This is a genomic window from Pseudomonas khavaziana, assembly GCF_019145205.1.
GTDB lineage: Bacteria > Pseudomonadota > Gammaproteobacteria > Pseudomonadales > Pseudomonadaceae > Aquipseudomonas > Aquipseudomonas khavaziana.
Genome location: NZ_JAHSTT010000003.1, coordinates 195,939 through 213,117, shown reverse-complemented (window position 1 = coordinate 213,117; position 17,179 = coordinate 195,939). Strand labels below are relative to the sequence as shown.

The window sequence follows — 17,179 nt, the reverse complement described above, 5'->3', positions numbered from 1 at the left end:
TGGTTGGGGCCTTCCGGCCCCTGGATTGCGGGTGAGTTACGCGACGTGCTTGAAGCGACCTTTGACAAAGGCGTACTTCTTGCGCACGGCGAGACCGAGACGCTCCTCTACCAGGATGGCGCGCTGGTTCTTGATGAAGTCGTCGTTGATCATGCCGACCTTGATGGTGAAGCCCATGCGATCGTAGATCCGCGCGCCCTGCTGGAACGAGCCAGTCAGGAACTCGCCGCCGGTCGTTTCGCCGTCACCCTCATCCATGCTGTCCGAGGCAACGATTGGGCGGCCCCACAGAACCGGGGTAACAAGGCCTTGCAGGTTGGCGAACAGGTAGCGGTTCTCGCCGTCCTTCTGCAGCTCGATGTTCATCCAGTCCAGATCGGACATGACCACGGCATCGGCCGGCAGCTTCGACTGCTTTCGCGCCTGGTAGATCGCACGGCGCACGGTGTCGATGGCGGTGTCAGTGGCCTTGCTCAGCGCTGGGTCGAAAACGGTCGCCTGGGTCATGATGCCGTTCAGGTTATTACCGGTGCCGTCCCCCTTCAGCAGTTGGCCCTCACGCTTCAGCTGTAGGTCGAAGCGCAGCAATTCCTGAATGTAGCTGTAGAGCTGCGGAACGTCGTCGAGCGCTTCGTCGGTCACCGGCATCCATACAGCGATCTTCTTGATGGTGTCGGTAACCTGTTCGAAGGTCACGTTGCTGGTTGGCTTGGCGCCACCTTCCGGCACCATGCCGGCGCCCAGCGTATGCAGCAGTTCGCGGTAGTAGGTGAAAGCCTGACCAGTTACCGGCGTGGTCGGGATCAAGTCACGAATCAGCAGGTTCTGGCGCGGCGCTCCCTGGATCACAGGATCGTACTGCGGCGCAACCAGGCCGGCGCTGGTCACCTTGACCTCGGCCATGCTGGCCATGTCGGACTTGGTGATCTCGATTTCGGCCGAGCTCTGGGTCTTCTTGGTCAGAGCCTGGTAGTTGTCGTTACCCTTAACGAAGTCGATGAAGCTTTTCTTCTCCGGATTCTGATTGCGAAGCTTGATGCCCTTTTCTTCAAGCTTTTGAACCTGCTCGATGATGCGCTCGATCTCACCTTTTTGGTTTTCGATCTGAGATTTCATCTCGACGGTAACAGTGTTGCCTTTCTGCAGCTCATCGGCGACAGCGTCGTACTTCTTCTGCAAGCCGCCGAAACCTTCTTTCAACTGGTTTTCGAGCGAACTTTTTACTTCCTGGATTGGATCGGTCATGGCGACACCTTAAAAAATTGGTCAAATGTGTGTGAGAGTTTTTTCAGCTCTTCCACGGTCGCCGTGGCCTCAGTGTCACCATCGCGGTGCACTGCGGAGTAGCCGAGCGAGGCGACTGCTGCCGCCTCCTTTTGGGAAAGGCCCATGCGATCGCGCAGAGCCTTCTCAAAAATTCTTATGTCCGACTTCACGTCGGTGACTTGTGCCTCTGGGTTCATGCCGAAGGGCACCAGTGACGCCTCCCAGAGTTCCGCCTGTTTGATGATTCGGATGCTGCGGCCCTCACGCTCCTCGTATGCGGCGAGGATGGTGTTGAAGCCGATCGACATACTGTCGAGCGTGCCCTCTTTCATCAGCTCGTAGGCATCACGGGCATAGCTAACCGCCAGGTTCACCTTCCCCTTGATGTAAAGGCCATGACTGTCCTGGGTGAAGTCTGCCGAACCTACAAGGCGGGTAAGGTCATGGAACAGCGCCAACTTCAGACGGCCGGCGCGCGTGGTCTTCACCTTGGTGAATGCTCCGGGGAGAATCACGTCATCACCCAGATCGACGTTGTTGAACACCGCGGCATAGCCTTCGAAGTTTCCGAGGTCATCGCTGGCCTTAACTTCAAAGGGGACTTCAATCTTGCTTAGCATTGGTCTGCATCTCCCACCGGGTGACCCGGTCGTATTCGGCGCCAGTCATCCGGGATTCGTTTTCCTTCTCGCGGACCTCGTTAATCGTCAGCCACCCTGATCCGCCAGAGCCGCCAAGAGCGGCCTGGTAATACGCAGCACGGCCGGCGCTATCGGCGCGCAGCAGTCCCTCCACAATGAACTCCACAAACTGGGGTTTATCGCGGAAGAGCTTGTCGTTGATTTCATCCTCGATCGCGTCGAGGTAGGGCTTGAGGCCGAATGTCACGTAACCACTGGTTTGCTGCTCCAGGTTAGAACCCATGATTGAGGTCTTGCCTGCGCGGTTGGCCAGGTACAGTGGAACGCCGTAGCAACCGGCAATGGCCTCTTCCTGGAACTGCTGAGACTCAATGAACTGGCTGTCCTTCTGACTCAAGCCGGCGGGCACGATCTTTGGGCCGCCCTGCAATATCCCCATCGAGCCGATGTCATTGATGTCGCCTTTGCGCACATCGGGAAACTTTTCCATGATCTGCGCTTGCTGGACCTTGGTCAGGAACTGGTCATAGATCACGTAGCCGCCAGTAAAGCCGCCCTTACGCATGAACATCGCCGACCAGTTCTGCGCGGTCTTGGCGAGGCCCATAGACTCCGCCTGGTATTCAACCGGTGACAGCCCGTTGATGCCATCCATGCTGAACAGCTTGAAGTGCAACATGTTTTCTGGGGATACCGGGAAGCGCTTGCCTCCGATCGTGACCCAGTAGATCAAGTCATCAGATGTGTCGACCTCGACGTTGTCAGCGCTCACGGGGATGAAACCGATCCAATCACCGTTATCGGCACGCTCAATGATGCTGTAAGCATTCCCTCGTAGCGCCATGTTCACCACGGCACACTTGAGAAAGTTGAGCTTGGTCATGTAAGGGTTGGGCTTTCTCAAAACCCTGGCCTGGCGTGATTTGGTGTCGGCCAACACCCTGCCAGACGGCGTGTCTTCAAATATCTTCAGCGGCAGGCCGGCGGCGGACTCGCTCAGGATCTTCACGCAAGCCCACACAATAGGAATCGTGATCGCCGCCTTCGCAGTGATCTTCACGCCAGACTTCGTCCGCTTCCCACCGGCGACCATGTCGACCTCAACATAGTCGCCAGTCGCCGGATCGGTGTAGCCGAACATGCGCCATGACAGCGGGTTGTACCAACGAGATGCCATATTCAGCCTATGAGTTCGAGCCGATAAGTCCGAAGAACCCATCAGCCAGGTAATTGTCGAGGCCGCTCTGGGCCTGGGGGTTAAGCGAGAGCAGCGAGATAGCGTTGAAGGCCGCCATCAAGGGGTCGATCTTCGCCAGGCCCGACGCCTGCTTAGTGATCAGGATCGCGTTGCCCGCCGGCACCACCCGGGCGTTACCGCAACACCACGCCATCATTGGTTGGCCGCCATGGACCAGGCCGCCCTCGGCTAGCTTTCGCTCAGTGGTCTTGATTGCGCCGTTTAGCTTCCAGCCCTGGCTGATGCCGATGATCTTGTCTTCCGGAATGCCAGCCTCGGCCAGCGCGTCGAGAATGGCACCGATGCCTGACGGGTCGACCCCGACCTTGTCGAGTAAGCCGGCAGCTTCGACCCTGGCAACCAACTCGGCGACCTCCTGCACGTCCTCGCCGATGGTCTCAACCAGAGTCAAATCACCTTCTACGGAGAAGTCGCGAAAGCGCGGTGCCTCGCTTTTCCGGCGTTCCAGCACTGAAGGGTGGGCCCAGGCATGCGTCCACAGCAGCCACTGACGGGTGAGCTTGTCGCGGCCAGCAACAGCGAAACCAAGCAAGTCATCGAGGCCGCCGCCGTCAATCCCAACATCAACAACCTCAGAACGGTCAATCAGCTGCTCGAAAGTCAGCCCCTCCGGTACTGCCTGGACCTCCCAGAACTCTGCGCCAGCCCAACGATCCGAGCGCAGGTTCAGACCTATCTCGATGTTGAGGTGCTTTGCCAGAAACTGTTGGAGGGTGCCATCAGAGGCGCCCTGTTTCTTCTTGAGTTCGTCACCCAGCCACTCAGCGCTAACCGAGCGGCCTATGTTGGGGTTGGTGATGTAGAAGTTTTCTGACCTCAGGTACGCCTTGTCCTCAATCATCTGCAAGGGGAATTCGTACAAGATGCCCAGTGTTTTGCGATCGAGGATTTTGCCGTCCCGCACATTCCGCCAGTAGCTCAGCTTCTCCTTGAACACGCCGGCGGGAGGGTCATCGCTCTGGGTTGTCAGAAAGATGACCCACCCCTCTTCGCGAGAGATCTGACCACCGAGCGCTTCCATAAACATGGATTCAGCATTGGAGCGCTTGCCGAAGACCCAAAGCTCATCGACCAAAACTTTGCCCGACTTCTTGCCTGACACGGTATCGGTATCAGCGGCAACGACCTTTAACGAGTTCCGCGTGGTGCGGTCCGTGATGGTCCTGATGTGATCCTGGATATGGAACATTGCTGACAGCTCTGCGTCAGCCCTGACCATGGCCGCCGCCGGCTTGAATGCGTTGTCAGCGACCTCGCGGGTTGGAGCCAGGATCAGATGCTCTTCTTCCTCTCGCCAGCACAGGATCAGTGCGGTGAGCATGATGCCGGCTGCGATGGTGCTCTTCGTGTTTTTCTTGCTGATCAGTAGGCCGAACTCTCGGATCAGCTGCTTGCCAGTCTCAGCATCGTAGGCCCCGAAGATGCAGCGAACGAAATTGAACACCCACTCATCACAGCAATCCGCCATCCGTGGCTTACCTGGCAGATCAGGGACGCGTAGTTCCTTGAAGATCTGCAGGGCGCGCTCGGCCTCCTCCACGAAGATCGGCGGCGGGATAATCGATTCGCGGGCGACCAACCGCCGCTCCCAGTCTGGGCACGCTGTCGACCACTCCATAGCTAAACCTGCTTACCGTTCGTTGCTACTAATTTGGGTGGTGCCTGCCGGGAGAATTTCCCAGCGGCCTGCTCGGCTGCCTTCTGCTGCTCGTCCTTCTTGCCGCCATCTGCCTTTTTGACATGGGTGTATTGAACGGCGGCAATAGCTGCCCGAACCTGTATTGGGCTGGCATCCAGCTGGCCCAGTGCAATCTTGGTCAGCAGGGACAGCATGTCCATCTCAGGAGCCGGGACTGGCACCGCCTTCTCGCGCTTCAGCGCACCGCCGTGTGGCTGCGGCTCGAACTCCACGGACACCGCCGAGGAGTTTGCTGATTCAGGATCAACCTTCTTTTTCCGGCCAGCACCCGGCCGAGCGCCGCCAGAGTTGGGGCGAGCGCCCCCGCTCTTGCCTTTGACGCCTGCCATTTGCTGAATTCCTTTTTCAAAAGGGGGAGAAAATCTGCGCGTGAGAGGGGGAGTGGTCTGGAGAAAACTCGATCCCCATATTTTGACCACCCCCTAGTCTCGTCGCGGGGAGTTGGCGTGCCGCATCGTGCGAGTGACGTGCTACAGATCGACTCAGGCGCCCTGCGCTTCCTCGCGCTGCTTCTTCGAGGAGTGGCAGGTGCCGCACAGGCTCATCCAGTTGGTCCGGTCCCAGAACAGCGTCATGTCGCCTCGATGAGGGATGACGTGGTCAACCGTGTTGGCCGCTGTCACCCTTCCCTCGCGATCGCAGTACACACAGAGCGGGTTGTCATTGAGGTGGACCAGCCGAGCCTTCTGCCACTCGTAGTTGTAGCCACGCTGACTGGACGTGGTCTTTCCGGTACGCCATGAGCCTGGGGCAGCAGTTGCCAACCTGTTGCCTTGAGTACTGACCCTATTGCCCAAGGTCTTGATTCGAGCCATCACCCTTCCAGTGATAACTTGATCGAAGCCAGTATCACGCCAAGCGCGGCCGGCTTCGATGACATGGCCAGTTCAACAACCAACGCCTCTACGCGTGCAACCTCGGCACGCTCATCGGCTGGCATATCACTGACCATGCCTTTGATCTGGTAATACTCGGCGCTTACTGTGCTCATGATGTGGTCCTTGATGCGCGCCACGATTTGGCGCATTCGAAAACGTGGCGCGGATTACTTGCTCTGGCTGCGGACGATCTGAGCGTCCACCTGGTCAGCGCACGTATCCAGCAACTTGATGGCCTTGTCCTTCAATTCCCACACATCGCCATTGAAGCGAAGATAGGAGTCTTCCTGGTCGACCCGTTCGCACGGGATCAACTCAGGGGCTTCGATCCTTACGGCCTGGGTCTTTGTTACTACCGCCGGCTTTGCCGCGCAGGCCGTCAGGAAGAGGCTGAGCAGCCCAGTCACGAACAGGCTTGCTGTTGCGCTTGAGTTCTTCAAAGTCTTTCCTCGCCTTCTCGGCTTTCTTCTCGCTGGTCTTGATGCGCTGGGCCAGGTCTGCGGTATACGCCGCGTTACGAAGTGCTTCGGCGCGCAGCGTGGTGATGGTGGCCTGGCTTTCGTTGTTGGCCTTGACCGCTTCATCCTTGGCCTGGGATTCAATGCGCTTCTCTGCGCGCAGATCCTCAACACGCATCTGCTGGATGCCGACGAGCAACAGGCCAACCAGGGCGACGATGATTGCCACTGCTATCGCCTTCATGCTGAATCCGCCTTTCTGCCCAGGAACCTGATGATCAGGTCACGGATCGCTGTCACGCCGATGAAGCCAATGGCACCGCCGGCGGCCACTGACAAGCTCGGCGGCCACTCCATCCACTCGATGATGCTGCTGGCTGACAGGCTCAAGGCCCCACAGAGCAGCGCCTCGAACAAGGTGCGCCAGTAGTTCGGCTCTTTGGCGTCGTACAGCACGCGCAATAGCGTGATCGTGAAGGCCATAATTGCGCCCTGCCACAGTGGGTTCGAGAGGACCAGCCACACCTGGGCCCAGAAGTCGGGGTTTTTCTCAGGCATCGGGGTCATCTCAAATTCCTCCCTTGAGGGGAGTTGGGAATAAAAAAGCCCGCTCAGTGGCGGGCATATGGCTCCGTGCTATCGTTCGGCTTCCACACAGAACGGACGCAAGCAGCTCATGGAAAACGAAAAATCAGCAACTATTCAGGTCACATTCACTACAGGCCATAGAAATCTTCCGTATGCCACCGATCTTGATACCGGTCACCATCCAATGATCTGGCTATCGAAAGAGCCTGAGCGAATCAACGAGATCCCAGAGCTTGAAGGCGAGCCAGAACTGAAGGATTTCATTCAAGCTATAAACGGTCCCGGCCAAGACTTCGAAACGTTTCGCTGTGCGCACTCAACAAAGGAAGATGAAAAAGGCACCACCCGATCCATGTACGTCGCAATTATCTTCAGGAATCGTCAGTGGGCGGAGGTGCCTGACCCATATCTAATCGTGTCCCGCAATATCGTAATGTCGGCGGCTCACAGTGATCTGTTCCCAGACGGTGCCATTCCTTTTGAGTTGCGGCTGCGTAATCACTGGCTGAAGGAAGAGCGGGTGTATGCGTATACGGCGGACATTCAGTTTTACATTCAGGCCCCAGATGAAGCACAAATGCGTGAGGAGCTAGCCCGCCAAACCGCTTTCCTGCAAAAAATCTTGGTCCATCCATAAATTCATTCTCCACTACCCGATCAGGATCATTCACGCTTGATCGGGTTCAGGGCCGCCACCAGCAGGGCGTGACCTTTAAACAGGTCGGCGTGAGCCATACTGGTCAGCTTGCTATCAGCGAAAGAGTGGCCGTTCAGCAGCCGATCAAGATCTTCCAGCGACTCTTTGAGCTGCATCGCCTTCTTGAGCACTGTTTCGTCGTGCTCGGCGCGCACCTCAAGTACCAGCTTCCTGACCTCATCGTAAGCCATGCCAACACCCACTGGGCCAGCCTGGCGAATCAGCAGGAAGGTGTCGGTGTACACCGCACCAAAGACCTTGCCATCAGCGTGATAGAAGTCGCTGATGGCGCCGAAGCTGAAGCAGGCTGCGCTTACGCTTTCATGCTGCTGGGTACTCAACAAGTGACCAGTAACACGGATAAACACCTCGGGCATCGCCTTGGCAAGTCCACGAAGTGCGCGGAGCAGACGCTGGGCGTCACCAACGACGACAGCATCAATCACTGGTTGATCATCATTCTTCGCTTGATCGGTCATTACCGTGCTCCAGAAACAGAAAAGGCCCGCCGATATGGCGAGCCTTGGAATGGGTGCGATGTCTTTCCATCAGTCCGCTTGAGCCAGCCCCACTAGCACACAGGTTTGGGCTGCTCATGCTGCCGGTGTTCTTTCGTAACGCGTGACGACCGGCGATACCGCGTCCAGGCCCTGCCCGAAGGCCCACCCTGGCTATGGCTCACGCAACAAACTTGTGTTTCGTCAACGCCTATATGGCCCCGTGCTATCGTTCAATTTCCACACCGAACAATCCATGGAGCATCAGCGATGAAGGTAAGCGTTAAGTGCAAGAAGTGCGGCAGTGACAAGTTCGAGATTCCGGCCAGGCCGACAAACTCCTCGAAGATCACCTGCGGCAAGTGCGGCGCCGTCGAAACTTACGGCAACGTCATGAAGGCTGTTGGCGACAAGGTCACGGAAGACCTGAAGCGGCAACTCGGGAAAATGTTCAAGTGACTGCATAGCCTCGCCCAGTGGGCGCATTAGGTCTTGAAGGCCCTCTACGCTCACTTCCATCTCAAGCTTTGCCATGCGGCCTCCAGAAACGAAAAAGCCCAACACAGTGGCTGGGCTTGCTAAATCTTGGTCACAAAAAAGCCCGACGCACTGGCCGGGCTTTCGATGTGGTGTCGCGCTTGAAAAGCTGAACACGGTGCCATGAAAACAGGGCTATTCCGCGAGTGCAAGTTTTTTACGCGGCTTCGATGAATTTCTCCAACGAGCAGTCAATCCAGCCGACGCCAGTCTTGATGATCTCCCTCGCTTTGGCCTCACTCATATCGTACTTGTTGCCGATCCGCTTGGCTGGCCACTTGGCCGCGTAGTACAGCCAAACGAAGTCACCCATCTCCGGTGCCCGCTTGCACAGCCTGGCGACAGCGCCATCAACGACGCTGGCCAGTTCGTCCGTGATGACGTAGGACTTGCTCGTCGACGGGATCATGTCCCGCATGATCGCCCAGGACGGTGAAACATAGCTCGGGACGCCCATGCCATCCATGCGCCAGAAGCCCCATTGCTCAAGAATGTACTCGGTATCGCCCAACGGCAGACGCGAAGGTTTTCTTGTATTCATGCCGCTTTCCTCGGTGTCGGTTCGTTCAGGCCAAACAGCTCACGGAGCATCTTGTCGGCGATTTTGTTCTTGGCGTGCCCTTCGGTGATCCACCGGCGGGCGTAGTCTTGGAAGGCAAGGCTGCCACGGTGGTTTCCCCAGTCGGCGACTAGGTCCATCAGCGCGGCGGCGCCGATACGGCCGTTGGGTTTATCGAGCAGCAGCCGGTTACCCTGCTTCAGAAAATCCCGCTCGTCAGAGGTCAGGCTCTTGCGCGGCAATGCCGCTGTTACGTTACTCATTGCCGTCTCCTGGCTGATGGTTTGGTGTTGCCTCGGTGTCGCCTTGATCTAAAAACCTCCTCCTCGGAAGTGGATACTGATTCACGCTGAAAGCCTCGTTATTCATGGTCTCGGCGGGTAATGCCTCGCCTTCCTGTCTCGCAAATGTCCCACCGTGCAGCGCCTCGAAACCTCGTTGATCGAGGTAGGCGTGCCAGGTCTCTAGAGCCTGCCGCTTGAGCTGCTCGGCGGACGTGTGGATATAGGCCTGGTCGAGATCCTTCATGGCGTGGTTCAGCAGCAGCTCGCCAACCATGTAGTCAACTCCCAGATCAGTCCATGCGGTACGGGCCACCTTGCGCAGGTCGTGGCTCGACCATTCGCCGTGAGACAGGTGCGTGAACAGGGTGCTGGCCTTCGTCGCGCTGAGGGCTTGACCGGAGCTCCCTGGGAACAGGAACTGTCCGGTGTAACCCTTCTTCTGCTGCACAAGCCGGTACCGATCGATCAGCGCCTTGGCCTGGGCGGTCAGTGGCAGGGTATGCGCTGCTTTGGTTTTGGTGTCCGCCGCCGGGATGAACCACTTACCCGTGTCGGTGTTGATGTTCTTCCAGCGGGCCAGGCGGGTTTCACCCAAGCGCGTGCCGTGACAGAGCATCAGCCCAGCCAACACACACGCCGCCGGCGAACCGTCGAACTGCTCGACCAGCAGGTCCAGCAGGCCAGGCACGTCATCGGAGTGAAGCCGCGCCGCCTTCGCCTTGATTTTGGTCCGCACGAAGTCGGTGAACTCCAGGCCAGCCAGGGGATTAACGGCCAGCAGGTCCAGGCGATAGGCCTGCCGCACAGCCACACCCAGGACGCCCCAGACCGAGCGCACGAACGACAGCGCGTAACGCTCCTGCATCGGCATCAGCAGCAGCCGGTCAATGGCCGGTCTGTTCAACCCAGTCAGCGGCAGTTGACCGAGGCGTGGCTGCAGATGCCGCTTCAAGGCTGACTTGGCGCTGGCCTTGCGCTTCTCGGACAGAGCCCGGTCGCGCGTCATGCGTTCCAGGTACCAGGACAGCAGCTCGCCCACTGTTGACCAGTTGGTGGCCGTGGACTTCGCTGAAGGATCTGCGGCCCGACGTACCAAGATGGCCGGCAACGTCGCCAGCATCGCCTTCGCGTTGATGTCTGGATAATTACCTGCCTTGCCCCAGACCTTACCCACCACGACGTGCCACGAACCTTTGGCGCGATCTACAGTGGAATACCGAAAATGCAGCGACGGGTAACGAGCGTCACGAAGCGCACGAACATGTGGCCGCTCAGCCTGCCGCCTGATCTCGGCATCAGTCATGACGACGGTAAGAGTTTTCACCAGGTCGTTCATCCTTTCTTCCTCCCCTTGTACTGCTCGGAGAAGGGTCTGCCGATCTCCACTTCTTCCTGGGTGGGCTCACGGCCCGCAAAGTCGACGAACCGGGCGAATCTGCCCTGCTGTTGAACTACGCATGAACCGACGGGCGCGTGCCTGCACTTGGGCATGATCAGTTCGGTAGCGCCGTTCTGGCCCTGCTCGTCGTCCATATCGCGGTGAACCAGGATGATGCAGTGGGCGTCAGCCTCGATCTGTCCGGAGTCTCGCAGATCGGAGGCGATTGGCTTCTTGCCAGGCCGTTTTGTTGAGTCGCGGTTGAGTTGGGCCAGCAGAATCACCGGGACGTCCAACTCCTTCGCGATGTTCACAATGCCGGTAGATATCTTCCCAAGTTCGGACGTGCGGTTGAACGCCTTGCCGTCGGAGCCAATCAGGCCTATGTAATCAATGACTACCACGTCGAGGCCGTGCTTTCGCTGAACCTGTCGGCAGATGCTTCGGATGCGCGCCACGGTGAGCCCAGACTTATCACTGACATACAGCGGCTTGCCGTTGATCTTGCTGACGGCTGAGGTCAGGCGCGGCCAGTCGTCGTCCTCAAGCTTCCCACTGTCCAGTACCCGAAGGTCGACGGCCCCCAGTGAAGCCAAAGCCCTGTTGGCCAGTTCTTCCTCGGGCATTTCCAGCGAGAACACCATCCCGACGCCAAGCCCCCCACATGCGATGTGCTGGGCAATTTGCAAACCGAGCGTGGTTTTACCGCTGCCTGGAAGACCGGCGACGATGGTTACCGTCTTCTTGCGCAGGCCTCGGATCATCTCGTCCAGCTTTGTCAGTCCAGTGGACAGTCCGGTCGCGAGGTTTCCGTTGTATTTCGAGTCGATGATGTCGATATTTCTGGCTACCACCTCATCCATGCGCTTGTATTCAGGCTCGCCGGTGTCGAGGTCGCGCAGGTCGGCCATGGCTTGCTGGGCACTGGCAATGATCTCCGCCACCGGCCTGTTCTCGTTGGCGGAGTCGCGCACAGCATCAGCGGCGTCAACCAGCCGCCGAAGTACTGCCCGCTCGGTCACTGTCCGGGCATATGCCTTCCAGTTGGCTGTACTGGGTGTGTTCTTCGCCAGTTCCGCAGCGTAAGCGATGGTTGTGCCGCCACTCGGCAGTACCGGCTTGAAGTTATGGAGGGTGACGGGGTCTACCGGCTCGCCAGTGGCGTGCAGCTCAGTCATCACTTGGAACAGCGCCGCGTTCTCCGGATCGTGGAAGTCCGCCGCGGTAACGCTGGCAGTGATCGAGTCGAACAGTTCGCCATCCAGCATCAGCGCGCCGAGCAGGGCGTGTTCGGCTTCGTCGCTATACAACTCGCGATAGTCGTTCATGCGCGCCCCCTTGCCGATCCCCATGTGAAACCGACCAGCAGCGCTTTGTTCTCGCGCAGACGGTCAAGGGCTCGCTCGCCAATGTACTGGCTCAGACCTTGGGCGTTGAGGTTGGACACCACCACTGTCGGGCGAACCAGGTTGTAACGGCGGTCTAGAACCTCATGCAAAACCGACAGCTCGTAGTGAGTGCCGGCCTGGGCGCCGATCTCGTCGATCACCAACAAGTCGAAGCTCGCCAACTCATTGATCACGTCGCCCTCGGTGTAGCCGGCGGTGCGATCCATCGAGCGCTTGAACACGCGGATGATCTCGGCGGCGGTGGTGATCACTGCCACGGCCCGGTGCTGACGAATGACGTGCTGGACGATGCCGCTGGCCAGGTGCGTCTTGCCGTTACCGACGTTCCCACACAGCAACAGGTTGCGACCCGCCTGGAAGTGCTCACCGAAGTTGTCGGCATAGCCCTGGCAAGTCTCCAGCGCCTGGGTCATGGCTGGCGTGGTGGCGCGGTAGGTCGCGAGAGTGCTATCGGCAAACCGCGGCGTGATGCCGGAGCCTACAAGCGCGCTGTTGACGCTTTCGGCTTGCAGGTTGGCCAGCGCCTGCGAATGTTCGTCGCTTCCCCGTGACGCTACGCGTAGGCCGTGGAACTGGCATTGCTTGCATGGGCGGACAGCCATAGAGCCGTCGAACTGCTCAACTTCGGAGCGATCAACCGCGCCGTGGACCGGGCACTCGCCGGCGAAGGTGCGCTGCTCAGGCTGGCGGCGGAAATTAGAACGCTGGGCCATCTTCGCCTCCTTGGTACATATCCGCGGTGTGGGTGGGCAGGTTGTTGAAAGCGTTCGCCTTTGCAGCCGATGCCGGTACCAGCTCATCAGTCCAGCGCTCACCGTTCAGCCAGGTAGACGCCATCGGCACGTATTGCCCGTCATCCTTGGTCCAGTCGCGGGAAAGGCGGTGATTACCCAAGGCGGTCAGCAGGGTCAGTCGAAGCTCGATGGATGGCTTCAGCTTCTCCCACGCCTTGCGAGCGTCCTTCTTCGATTTTTTGTTGGGGTACAGCTTCCAGAACAACTCGAAGGCTTCAGCCAATTCCACTTCCGATGCACACAAGGTTTTAGGTTCCTTGACTGGTTCAGAAGAGTGACTGGTTCTGGGGGCAGCTCCTGCCCCACCCCCTGGGTTATCTCCTGCCCCAGGTGGGTTATCTGGTGCCCCACCCACTGGGGCAGATGCTGCCCCACCATCAAGCGACAAATGGAAAACGTTCGACTGATTCAGCTCGCCCTTTCGGCGGTATTCCCGACGAAGAAAGCCAGCCTTTTCCAGCTCACGGATATGCAGCTTCACGGTAGATCGACCAATCTCGCACTGGTCGGCGATATGCTGATACGACGGCCAGCACTCGCCCTGATCGCTGGCGTTGTCGGCCAGCTTGACCAGAACCAGCTTGCGCAGCGGGTTTCCGACCTTGGTTTTCATGGCCTTAACCATCAGATCCATACTCATATGTCCAGCTCCCGCGTAATCCGGGCAATGAACGCGTCATAGGTCTCGGTCATGACGACGCCACGGTCCTCCAGGGCGCCGCGGGCTGCCTTCGCCATGGCGTAGACCTCCCAGCGGTCACGCTCGGGCAGATGGCGGCAGTTGGAATAGCAAGGCCAGGGGCCGGCGACCACTTCGGCCGTGGTGGGCGGAACTACCGGGATTCCGGTAGTTGATTCCATGGGAGTGGTCATTGCAGAGTCTCCGAGCCTGGAGCATTGGCAATTGGCGTCTCGCCGCAGGCAATCGAAGCCACGCCGCCCGACAGCCTCTCGATAAGGACAACAAGCGCCCCCATGGCGTCAAGCGAGTGTGCGCGGGCGAGATCCAGCTCAATGAGTTTCGGGCAGTTACCCTTGATATGCTCATGCGATCGATTGACGTAGTTGAATCCGACCTGGGCCAGATCTGCAGTCGAAAGGGCTTTGAATGCTGCGGTTGGTAACGGGCTGAGCGCTGCAGGCCGAATGGGAATAGGCAGGGATTTGGACTCCAGCCCTTCCATCAAGCACTTCCTCTGGTGGTCGAGATGGTCAGCCGAGACTTGCTGAACTTCATGCCCGGTTCTGCGCCGGAACATCACAGCGAGCGCCATGCACGCCTCCATCAGGCCAACGTGGGTGTCGTCACGTTCGTGGATCTCACCACCCTCAGAAACAACCTCGACTGCGTCTGCCAGCTTTTCGAAGGACATGAGCATGAGTGCCGCGTCTTCGAACTTTTCGAAGTGGTCCTCGTTGATAACCTCCACGATCTGCCCTTGAGGAAAATCAATAACGTTGGTCATTGGGCGCGCTCCAGGGCGTGCACGGCACGTTCCAGCCGGGCCTTGGCGTTAGTCAGAACCTTGCGCGCCTTAGCGCGACGGGCGTTGGCTGCCGCAGTGAACCGCACTGATCCGGCCCACTCATCGTTGTAGGGAAAGAACTGCCCTTCCGGGCGCCCGTAGGCGCGAAAGTAAACATCAAACTGGTTCTTGACCTCGGCACGGGCTTCGCGGAACTCATGTTCAGCCGCGACCACGTCGATAGCTGCCTTGATAATCCGTTGTTTAGTCTCTTGCTTCTTCATGACTGGGCCTTCTGGACCAGGCGGAACCGGCCCTCAAAATATGGGTGGGTCGCCTGGGTGGTGGTGACCATCGTGGATTCGGAAACAAACCGGTGGAATGCGGCCGTGACGTGGCTCTTGGACCAGACCAGGTACTGAGAGCCCAACGCTTCCTCGTGCCCGTTGCGGACCATGCCGGCAGGATTGGGTTGGTTTGGCCAGGCCTTCAGCACGTAGTCGACGACGGCGCCGGACAGGCCGTGGCGCGCCAGCATGGTTTCCTTGATACGGGTCAGTGATTGGCAGTTCTGCGGGCAGTGATCCCAAACCGTCGTCTGGCTCAAGTCTTCTACGCGGCGCTCGATTCTATCCAGCGCCACCTGCTGCTCCCGCTGCTGGCGCTCAACGGCCACCAGGTGGTTCGCATTGGCGGCGGTGATCTCGGCCTGGGTCATTGGGCGGGCGGCCTGCTCTTCCAGTTCGCGCCAACGCCTGATCACCACCATCCGCATTGCAGCGCTGTAGCCAGTCAACAAGCAGTCGGTGTGTTCGCGGTCGAGCAGGTACTCGGTTTGCTCGCGGTTCATGCTGTCCAAATAGATGGCACGAAAACCCGTGGCATCTTCTTTGAGTTCGGCAAGCATCTTCTCGATGTCGGTCGTCACATGAAAATGGCGTTTTCCTGTCAGCTCAGCAATCTCGCGGGAGGACATGGTGACGGCATCGCCGCCTTGGAATTTGGCGATGGTCATTAGTAAGCCCTCGAACGAGAGTCGCGACGGTAGGTTCTTGGGCGAGTGCGCACCGAGGCAACGGCGGCAGCTGAAACGCCAGACCCGATGAACGAAACAAGCGAGTCGGTCATAAGCATTGCTTCAGGGATATGCAGGTGGCGTCCGGACGGGAGCTTACGAGGCTCGCGCCGAACTCTGGGCATATGCTTGTCCATCAGAGCAATGTCAGCGGCTACTTCTTCCTGAAGGCTCTTGCCGAGCTCACATAGCGGTACAGGTTCGCCTGGGCGAATTTGACTCCAGGCATAACGATCAGCCAGAACCTCGTTGATGCTGCGGATCGTACGCTCGCAGCGAGTTCGGACAAAATCGTCCTCGATACGACCGGCCTCCCAGTAGCAGAAGTTATCCACACGGTGCCCGATCTCATGGGCAACTATGAACGGATAGATTTCGTGGTCTTCAAGAGCCGACCAGTCGATCTCCGGGCGCTGGTTTCTGCGCAGTCGACCAGCATCTACGCTGGTCGACAGTTGAATTCCGCATCCTTCGGTGAATTCCAATTGATCCGCCGATACATCCAAGCAGACAAGTTTGGCCCAAGGGTCGAAAATCCCCCAGCAATTACCCAGTGCGCGGAACGTCGAGAGACTAAGTGAGCAACCTACCTGCTTGGTCTGCTCAGCGAAGGCTCGATATTGGGTGCGAGTGAGGCGAAGTGTGGTGTCGGTTTTCATGGCCGCACCTCGATATCAATACCAGGTCGCTTGCCAACCACGCCATGGGACGCGCCCAGGTGACGATGACGCCAGCAAAAGTTGCCGCTGAAGGTTTGGATTTGTTCCAGGTGTCGGGCGATATCGCATGCAAGCTCGTTGCTGTACCCGCCCATTGCCGGAATGATCTTGCCCAGCAAGATTGCGGACAGCTTGTAGCACTCCTCGCGAGCGAAATTCATTGAGCACATGTCGTCAGCGTCAAGCACGGCATCACGCAGGACCTCGCCTTCAAGCGGGCTGAAAACTGAAACGGCGGTGTTCATGGCTGCACCTCCGAATCACGCGCCACGTTTTCGAATTGCTCAGAACGTGGCGCGGATTTAGCGGCAGCCAAGTCAGCGCGAAGCGTTCCAAGGTTCCGTTCCTCATCGTTAGCCAGGTCGCCAGCGATGCCCGCACCCAAAGCAATCAACTGATCCAGGGTGTCGCGGGTTAGATCTTCGTTCTGCATTGCGAAGAACAAAGCCTCGATCTGGAAAAGCGTTTCCTTGCAGCAAAACAACTCGTTAATGGCAATACATGCGACCTCGCGGATATCTTTGACGGCGTTGGTCACAGGGCACCGCCTTGAGCGCAATTCGCACCTTCCGCAAACATGAGGTGTCCGTCATAAGCCAGCAGGGCCAGGTTTGAAACACGGCAATCCGCGTCCCACCGATCCCAGGTGGGATGACTCCCCGCCCCCATCTTTAAGGCCCACTCTGGTAGCTCCCGGCGCTGGCGCATTTCGTTGAGGATCGTCCACCATGTGCTGGCATGAGCGCGTTCAGTGATAAGCATCGCAGCCACGTCATGCCGCTTTTCCTCGGGTACGATGCCGGAAAGTGTCGGCGCCGAAGCGGGGTCGACATGAACCGGGTATTGCGTATCTGATAGCGCGGTGCTATTTTTTGGGTGCATTAGATCGTCTCCTACAGACGAAGAGGTACGAAGACCCCTGCGAAGGGTCTGGTTTAGGAAGCCCGCCTGCGAAGCGGGCTTTTTTGTTGCCTGG

Annotated in this window: 27 protein-coding genes; 2 read left to right on the top strand and 25 right to left on the bottom strand. The window is 58.4% G+C overall.

Annotated elements, in window-relative coordinates; genetic code table 11:
* Positions 1-36: 36 nt before the first annotated feature.
* From KVH01_RS08990 to KVH01_RS08945, 10 genes are all read right to left on the bottom strand, one after another.
* Positions 37-1,245, bottom strand: coding sequence for a phage major capsid protein (locus KVH01_RS08990; protein WP_217881213.1), 1,209 nt, complete (start codon positions 1,243-1,245; stop codon positions 37-39).
* The gene (locus tag KVH01_RS08985) at positions 1,242-1,886 is read right to left on the bottom strand and encodes an HK97 family phage prohead protease (protein ID WP_217881212.1); all 645 of its coding nucleotides are present in this window, start codon (positions 1,884-1,886) and stop codon (positions 1,242-1,244) included. The genes KVH01_RS08990 and KVH01_RS08985 overlap by 4 nt, the downstream gene beginning before the upstream one ends.
* A complete protein-coding gene (locus tag KVH01_RS08980; protein ID WP_217881211.1) occupies positions 1,870-3,084 on the bottom strand; it encodes a phage portal protein in 1,215 nt (404 codons plus the stop codon). The genes KVH01_RS08985 and KVH01_RS08980 overlap by 17 nt, the downstream gene beginning before the upstream one ends.
* A 7-nt stretch (positions 3,085-3,091) precedes the next feature.
* Positions 3,092-4,783, bottom strand: a complete 1,692-nt coding sequence (locus tag KVH01_RS08975) for a terminase large subunit (RefSeq protein WP_217881210.1) — start codon at positions 4,781-4,783, stop codon at positions 3,092-3,094.
* 2 nt (positions 4,784-4,785) lie between these two features.
* Positions 4,786-5,193 (bottom strand): hypothetical protein, encoded by a 408-nt coding sequence (locus KVH01_RS08970; protein ID WP_197678341.1) that lies wholly within the window; start codon positions 5,191-5,193, stop codon positions 4,786-4,788.
* Positions 5,194-5,346: 153 nt separating this feature from the next.
* Positions 5,347-5,679, bottom strand: a complete 333-nt coding sequence (locus tag KVH01_RS08965) for an HNH endonuclease (RefSeq protein ID WP_005785347.1) — start codon at positions 5,677-5,679, stop codon at positions 5,347-5,349.
* The gene (locus KVH01_RS08960) at positions 5,679-5,855 is read right to left on the bottom strand and encodes a hypothetical protein (protein ID WP_217881209.1); all 177 of its coding nucleotides are present in this window, start codon (positions 5,853-5,855) and stop codon (positions 5,679-5,681) included. Before KVH01_RS08960 ends, KVH01_RS08965 begins: the two co-directional genes overlap by 1 nt.
* A gap of 54 nt (positions 5,856-5,909) precedes the next feature.
* On the bottom strand, positions 5,910-6,056 hold the full coding sequence (locus KVH01_RS08955) for a hypothetical protein (RefSeq protein ID WP_217881208.1): 147 nt from the start codon (positions 6,054-6,056) through the stop codon (positions 5,910-5,912).
* Position 6,057: 1 nt separating this feature from the next.
* Complete coding sequence (locus KVH01_RS08950) at positions 6,058-6,444, bottom strand: hypothetical protein (RefSeq protein ID WP_217881207.1); 387 nt, start codon at positions 6,442-6,444, stop codon at positions 6,058-6,060.
* A complete protein-coding gene (locus KVH01_RS08945; protein WP_217881206.1) occupies positions 6,441-6,767 on the bottom strand; it encodes a phage holin, lambda family in 327 nt (108 codons plus the stop codon). The genes KVH01_RS08950 and KVH01_RS08945 overlap by 4 nt, the downstream gene beginning before the upstream one ends.
* 109 nt (positions 6,768-6,876) lie before the next feature.
* Between KVH01_RS08945 and KVH01_RS08940 the strand changes: the two genes are divergently transcribed.
* Positions 6,877-7,425: a hypothetical protein gene (locus KVH01_RS08940; protein WP_217881205.1), complete on the top strand. Its 549-nt coding sequence runs from the start codon at positions 6,877-6,879 to the stop codon at positions 7,423-7,425.
* 26 nt (positions 7,426-7,451) lie between these two features.
* Here the strand turns inward: KVH01_RS08940 and KVH01_RS08935 are convergent, their stop codons facing one another.
* Positions 7,452-7,964: a hypothetical protein gene (locus tag KVH01_RS08935; RefSeq protein WP_217881204.1), complete on the bottom strand. Its 513-nt coding sequence runs from the start codon at positions 7,962-7,964 to the stop codon at positions 7,452-7,454.
* A 288-nt stretch (positions 7,965-8,252) separates the two neighbouring features.
* On the opposite strand from KVH01_RS08935, the gene KVH01_RS08930 reads away from it, so the two are divergent.
* Positions 8,253-8,441 carry an ECs_2282 family putative zinc-binding protein gene (locus KVH01_RS08930; RefSeq protein WP_057711980.1) on the top strand — a complete coding sequence of 63 codons (189 nt, stop codon included), beginning with the start codon at positions 8,253-8,255 and terminating at the stop codon, positions 8,439-8,441.
* Positions 8,442-8,676: 235 nt separating this feature from the next.
* Here the strand turns inward: KVH01_RS08930 and KVH01_RS08925 are convergent, their stop codons facing one another.
* The 14 genes from KVH01_RS08925 to KVH01_RS08860 are packed head-to-tail and all read right to left on the bottom strand — an operon-like array spanning position 8,677 to position 17,085.
* Entirely contained in the window at positions 8,677-9,060 is a 384-nt protein-coding gene (locus tag KVH01_RS08925) for an antiterminator Q family protein (RefSeq protein ID WP_217881203.1), read from the bottom strand.
* The gene (locus KVH01_RS08920; RefSeq protein WP_217881202.1) at positions 9,057-9,341 is read right to left on the bottom strand and encodes a hypothetical protein; all 285 of its coding nucleotides are present in this window, start codon (positions 9,339-9,341) and stop codon (positions 9,057-9,059) included. The genes KVH01_RS08925 and KVH01_RS08920 overlap by 4 nt, the downstream gene beginning before the upstream one ends.
* Positions 9,334-10,698 carry a tyrosine-type recombinase/integrase gene (locus KVH01_RS08915; protein ID WP_217881201.1) on the bottom strand — a complete coding sequence of 455 codons (1,365 nt, stop codon included), beginning with the start codon at positions 10,696-10,698 and terminating at the stop codon, positions 9,334-9,336. Before KVH01_RS08915 ends, KVH01_RS08920 begins: the two co-directional genes overlap by 8 nt.
* Entirely contained in the window at positions 10,695-12,068 is a 1,374-nt protein-coding gene (locus KVH01_RS08910) for a replicative DNA helicase (RefSeq protein WP_217881200.1), read from the bottom strand. Before KVH01_RS08910 ends, KVH01_RS08915 begins: the two co-directional genes overlap by 4 nt.
* Positions 12,065-12,862: an ATP-binding protein gene (locus KVH01_RS08905; protein ID WP_217881199.1), complete on the bottom strand. Its 798-nt coding sequence runs from the start codon at positions 12,860-12,862 to the stop codon at positions 12,065-12,067. Before KVH01_RS08905 ends, KVH01_RS08910 begins: the two co-directional genes overlap by 4 nt.
* Positions 12,846-13,583 (bottom strand): helix-turn-helix domain-containing protein, encoded by a 738-nt coding sequence (locus KVH01_RS08900; RefSeq protein WP_217881198.1) that lies wholly within the window; start codon positions 13,581-13,583, stop codon positions 12,846-12,848. The genes KVH01_RS08905 and KVH01_RS08900 overlap by 17 nt, the downstream gene beginning before the upstream one ends.
* Positions 13,580-13,804, bottom strand: coding sequence for a hypothetical protein (locus KVH01_RS08895; RefSeq protein ID WP_225924116.1), 225 nt, complete (start codon positions 13,802-13,804; stop codon positions 13,580-13,582). Before KVH01_RS08895 ends, KVH01_RS08900 begins: the two co-directional genes overlap by 4 nt.
* 8 nt (positions 13,805-13,812) lie before the next feature.
* Positions 13,813-14,409 (bottom strand): hypothetical protein, encoded by a 597-nt coding sequence (locus tag KVH01_RS08890; RefSeq protein WP_217881196.1) that lies wholly within the window; start codon positions 14,407-14,409, stop codon positions 13,813-13,815.
* Entirely contained in the window at positions 14,406-14,693 is a 288-nt protein-coding gene (locus KVH01_RS08885) for a hypothetical protein (RefSeq protein ID WP_217881195.1), read from the bottom strand. Before KVH01_RS08885 ends, KVH01_RS08890 begins: the two co-directional genes overlap by 4 nt.
* The gene (locus KVH01_RS08880) at positions 14,690-15,424 is read right to left on the bottom strand and encodes a Rha family transcriptional regulator (protein ID WP_225924115.1); all 735 of its coding nucleotides are present in this window, start codon (positions 15,422-15,424) and stop codon (positions 14,690-14,692) included. Before KVH01_RS08880 ends, KVH01_RS08885 begins: the two co-directional genes overlap by 4 nt.
* A complete protein-coding gene (locus tag KVH01_RS08875) occupies positions 15,424-16,143 on the bottom strand; it encodes a hypothetical protein (RefSeq protein WP_217881194.1) in 720 nt (239 codons plus the stop codon). The genes KVH01_RS08880 and KVH01_RS08875 overlap by 1 nt, the downstream gene beginning before the upstream one ends.
* Entirely contained in the window at positions 16,140-16,448 is a 309-nt protein-coding gene (locus KVH01_RS08870; RefSeq protein ID WP_217881193.1) for a hypothetical protein, read from the bottom strand. The genes KVH01_RS08875 and KVH01_RS08870 overlap by 4 nt, the downstream gene beginning before the upstream one ends.
* Entirely contained in the window at positions 16,445-16,741 is a 297-nt protein-coding gene (locus KVH01_RS08865; protein WP_217881192.1) for a hypothetical protein, read from the bottom strand. Before KVH01_RS08865 ends, KVH01_RS08870 begins: the two co-directional genes overlap by 4 nt.
* Positions 16,738-17,085: a hypothetical protein gene (locus tag KVH01_RS08860; protein ID WP_217881191.1), complete on the bottom strand. Its 348-nt coding sequence runs from the start codon at positions 17,083-17,085 to the stop codon at positions 16,738-16,740. The genes KVH01_RS08865 and KVH01_RS08860 overlap by 4 nt, the downstream gene beginning before the upstream one ends.
* Positions 17,086-17,179: the final 94 nt, after the last annotated feature.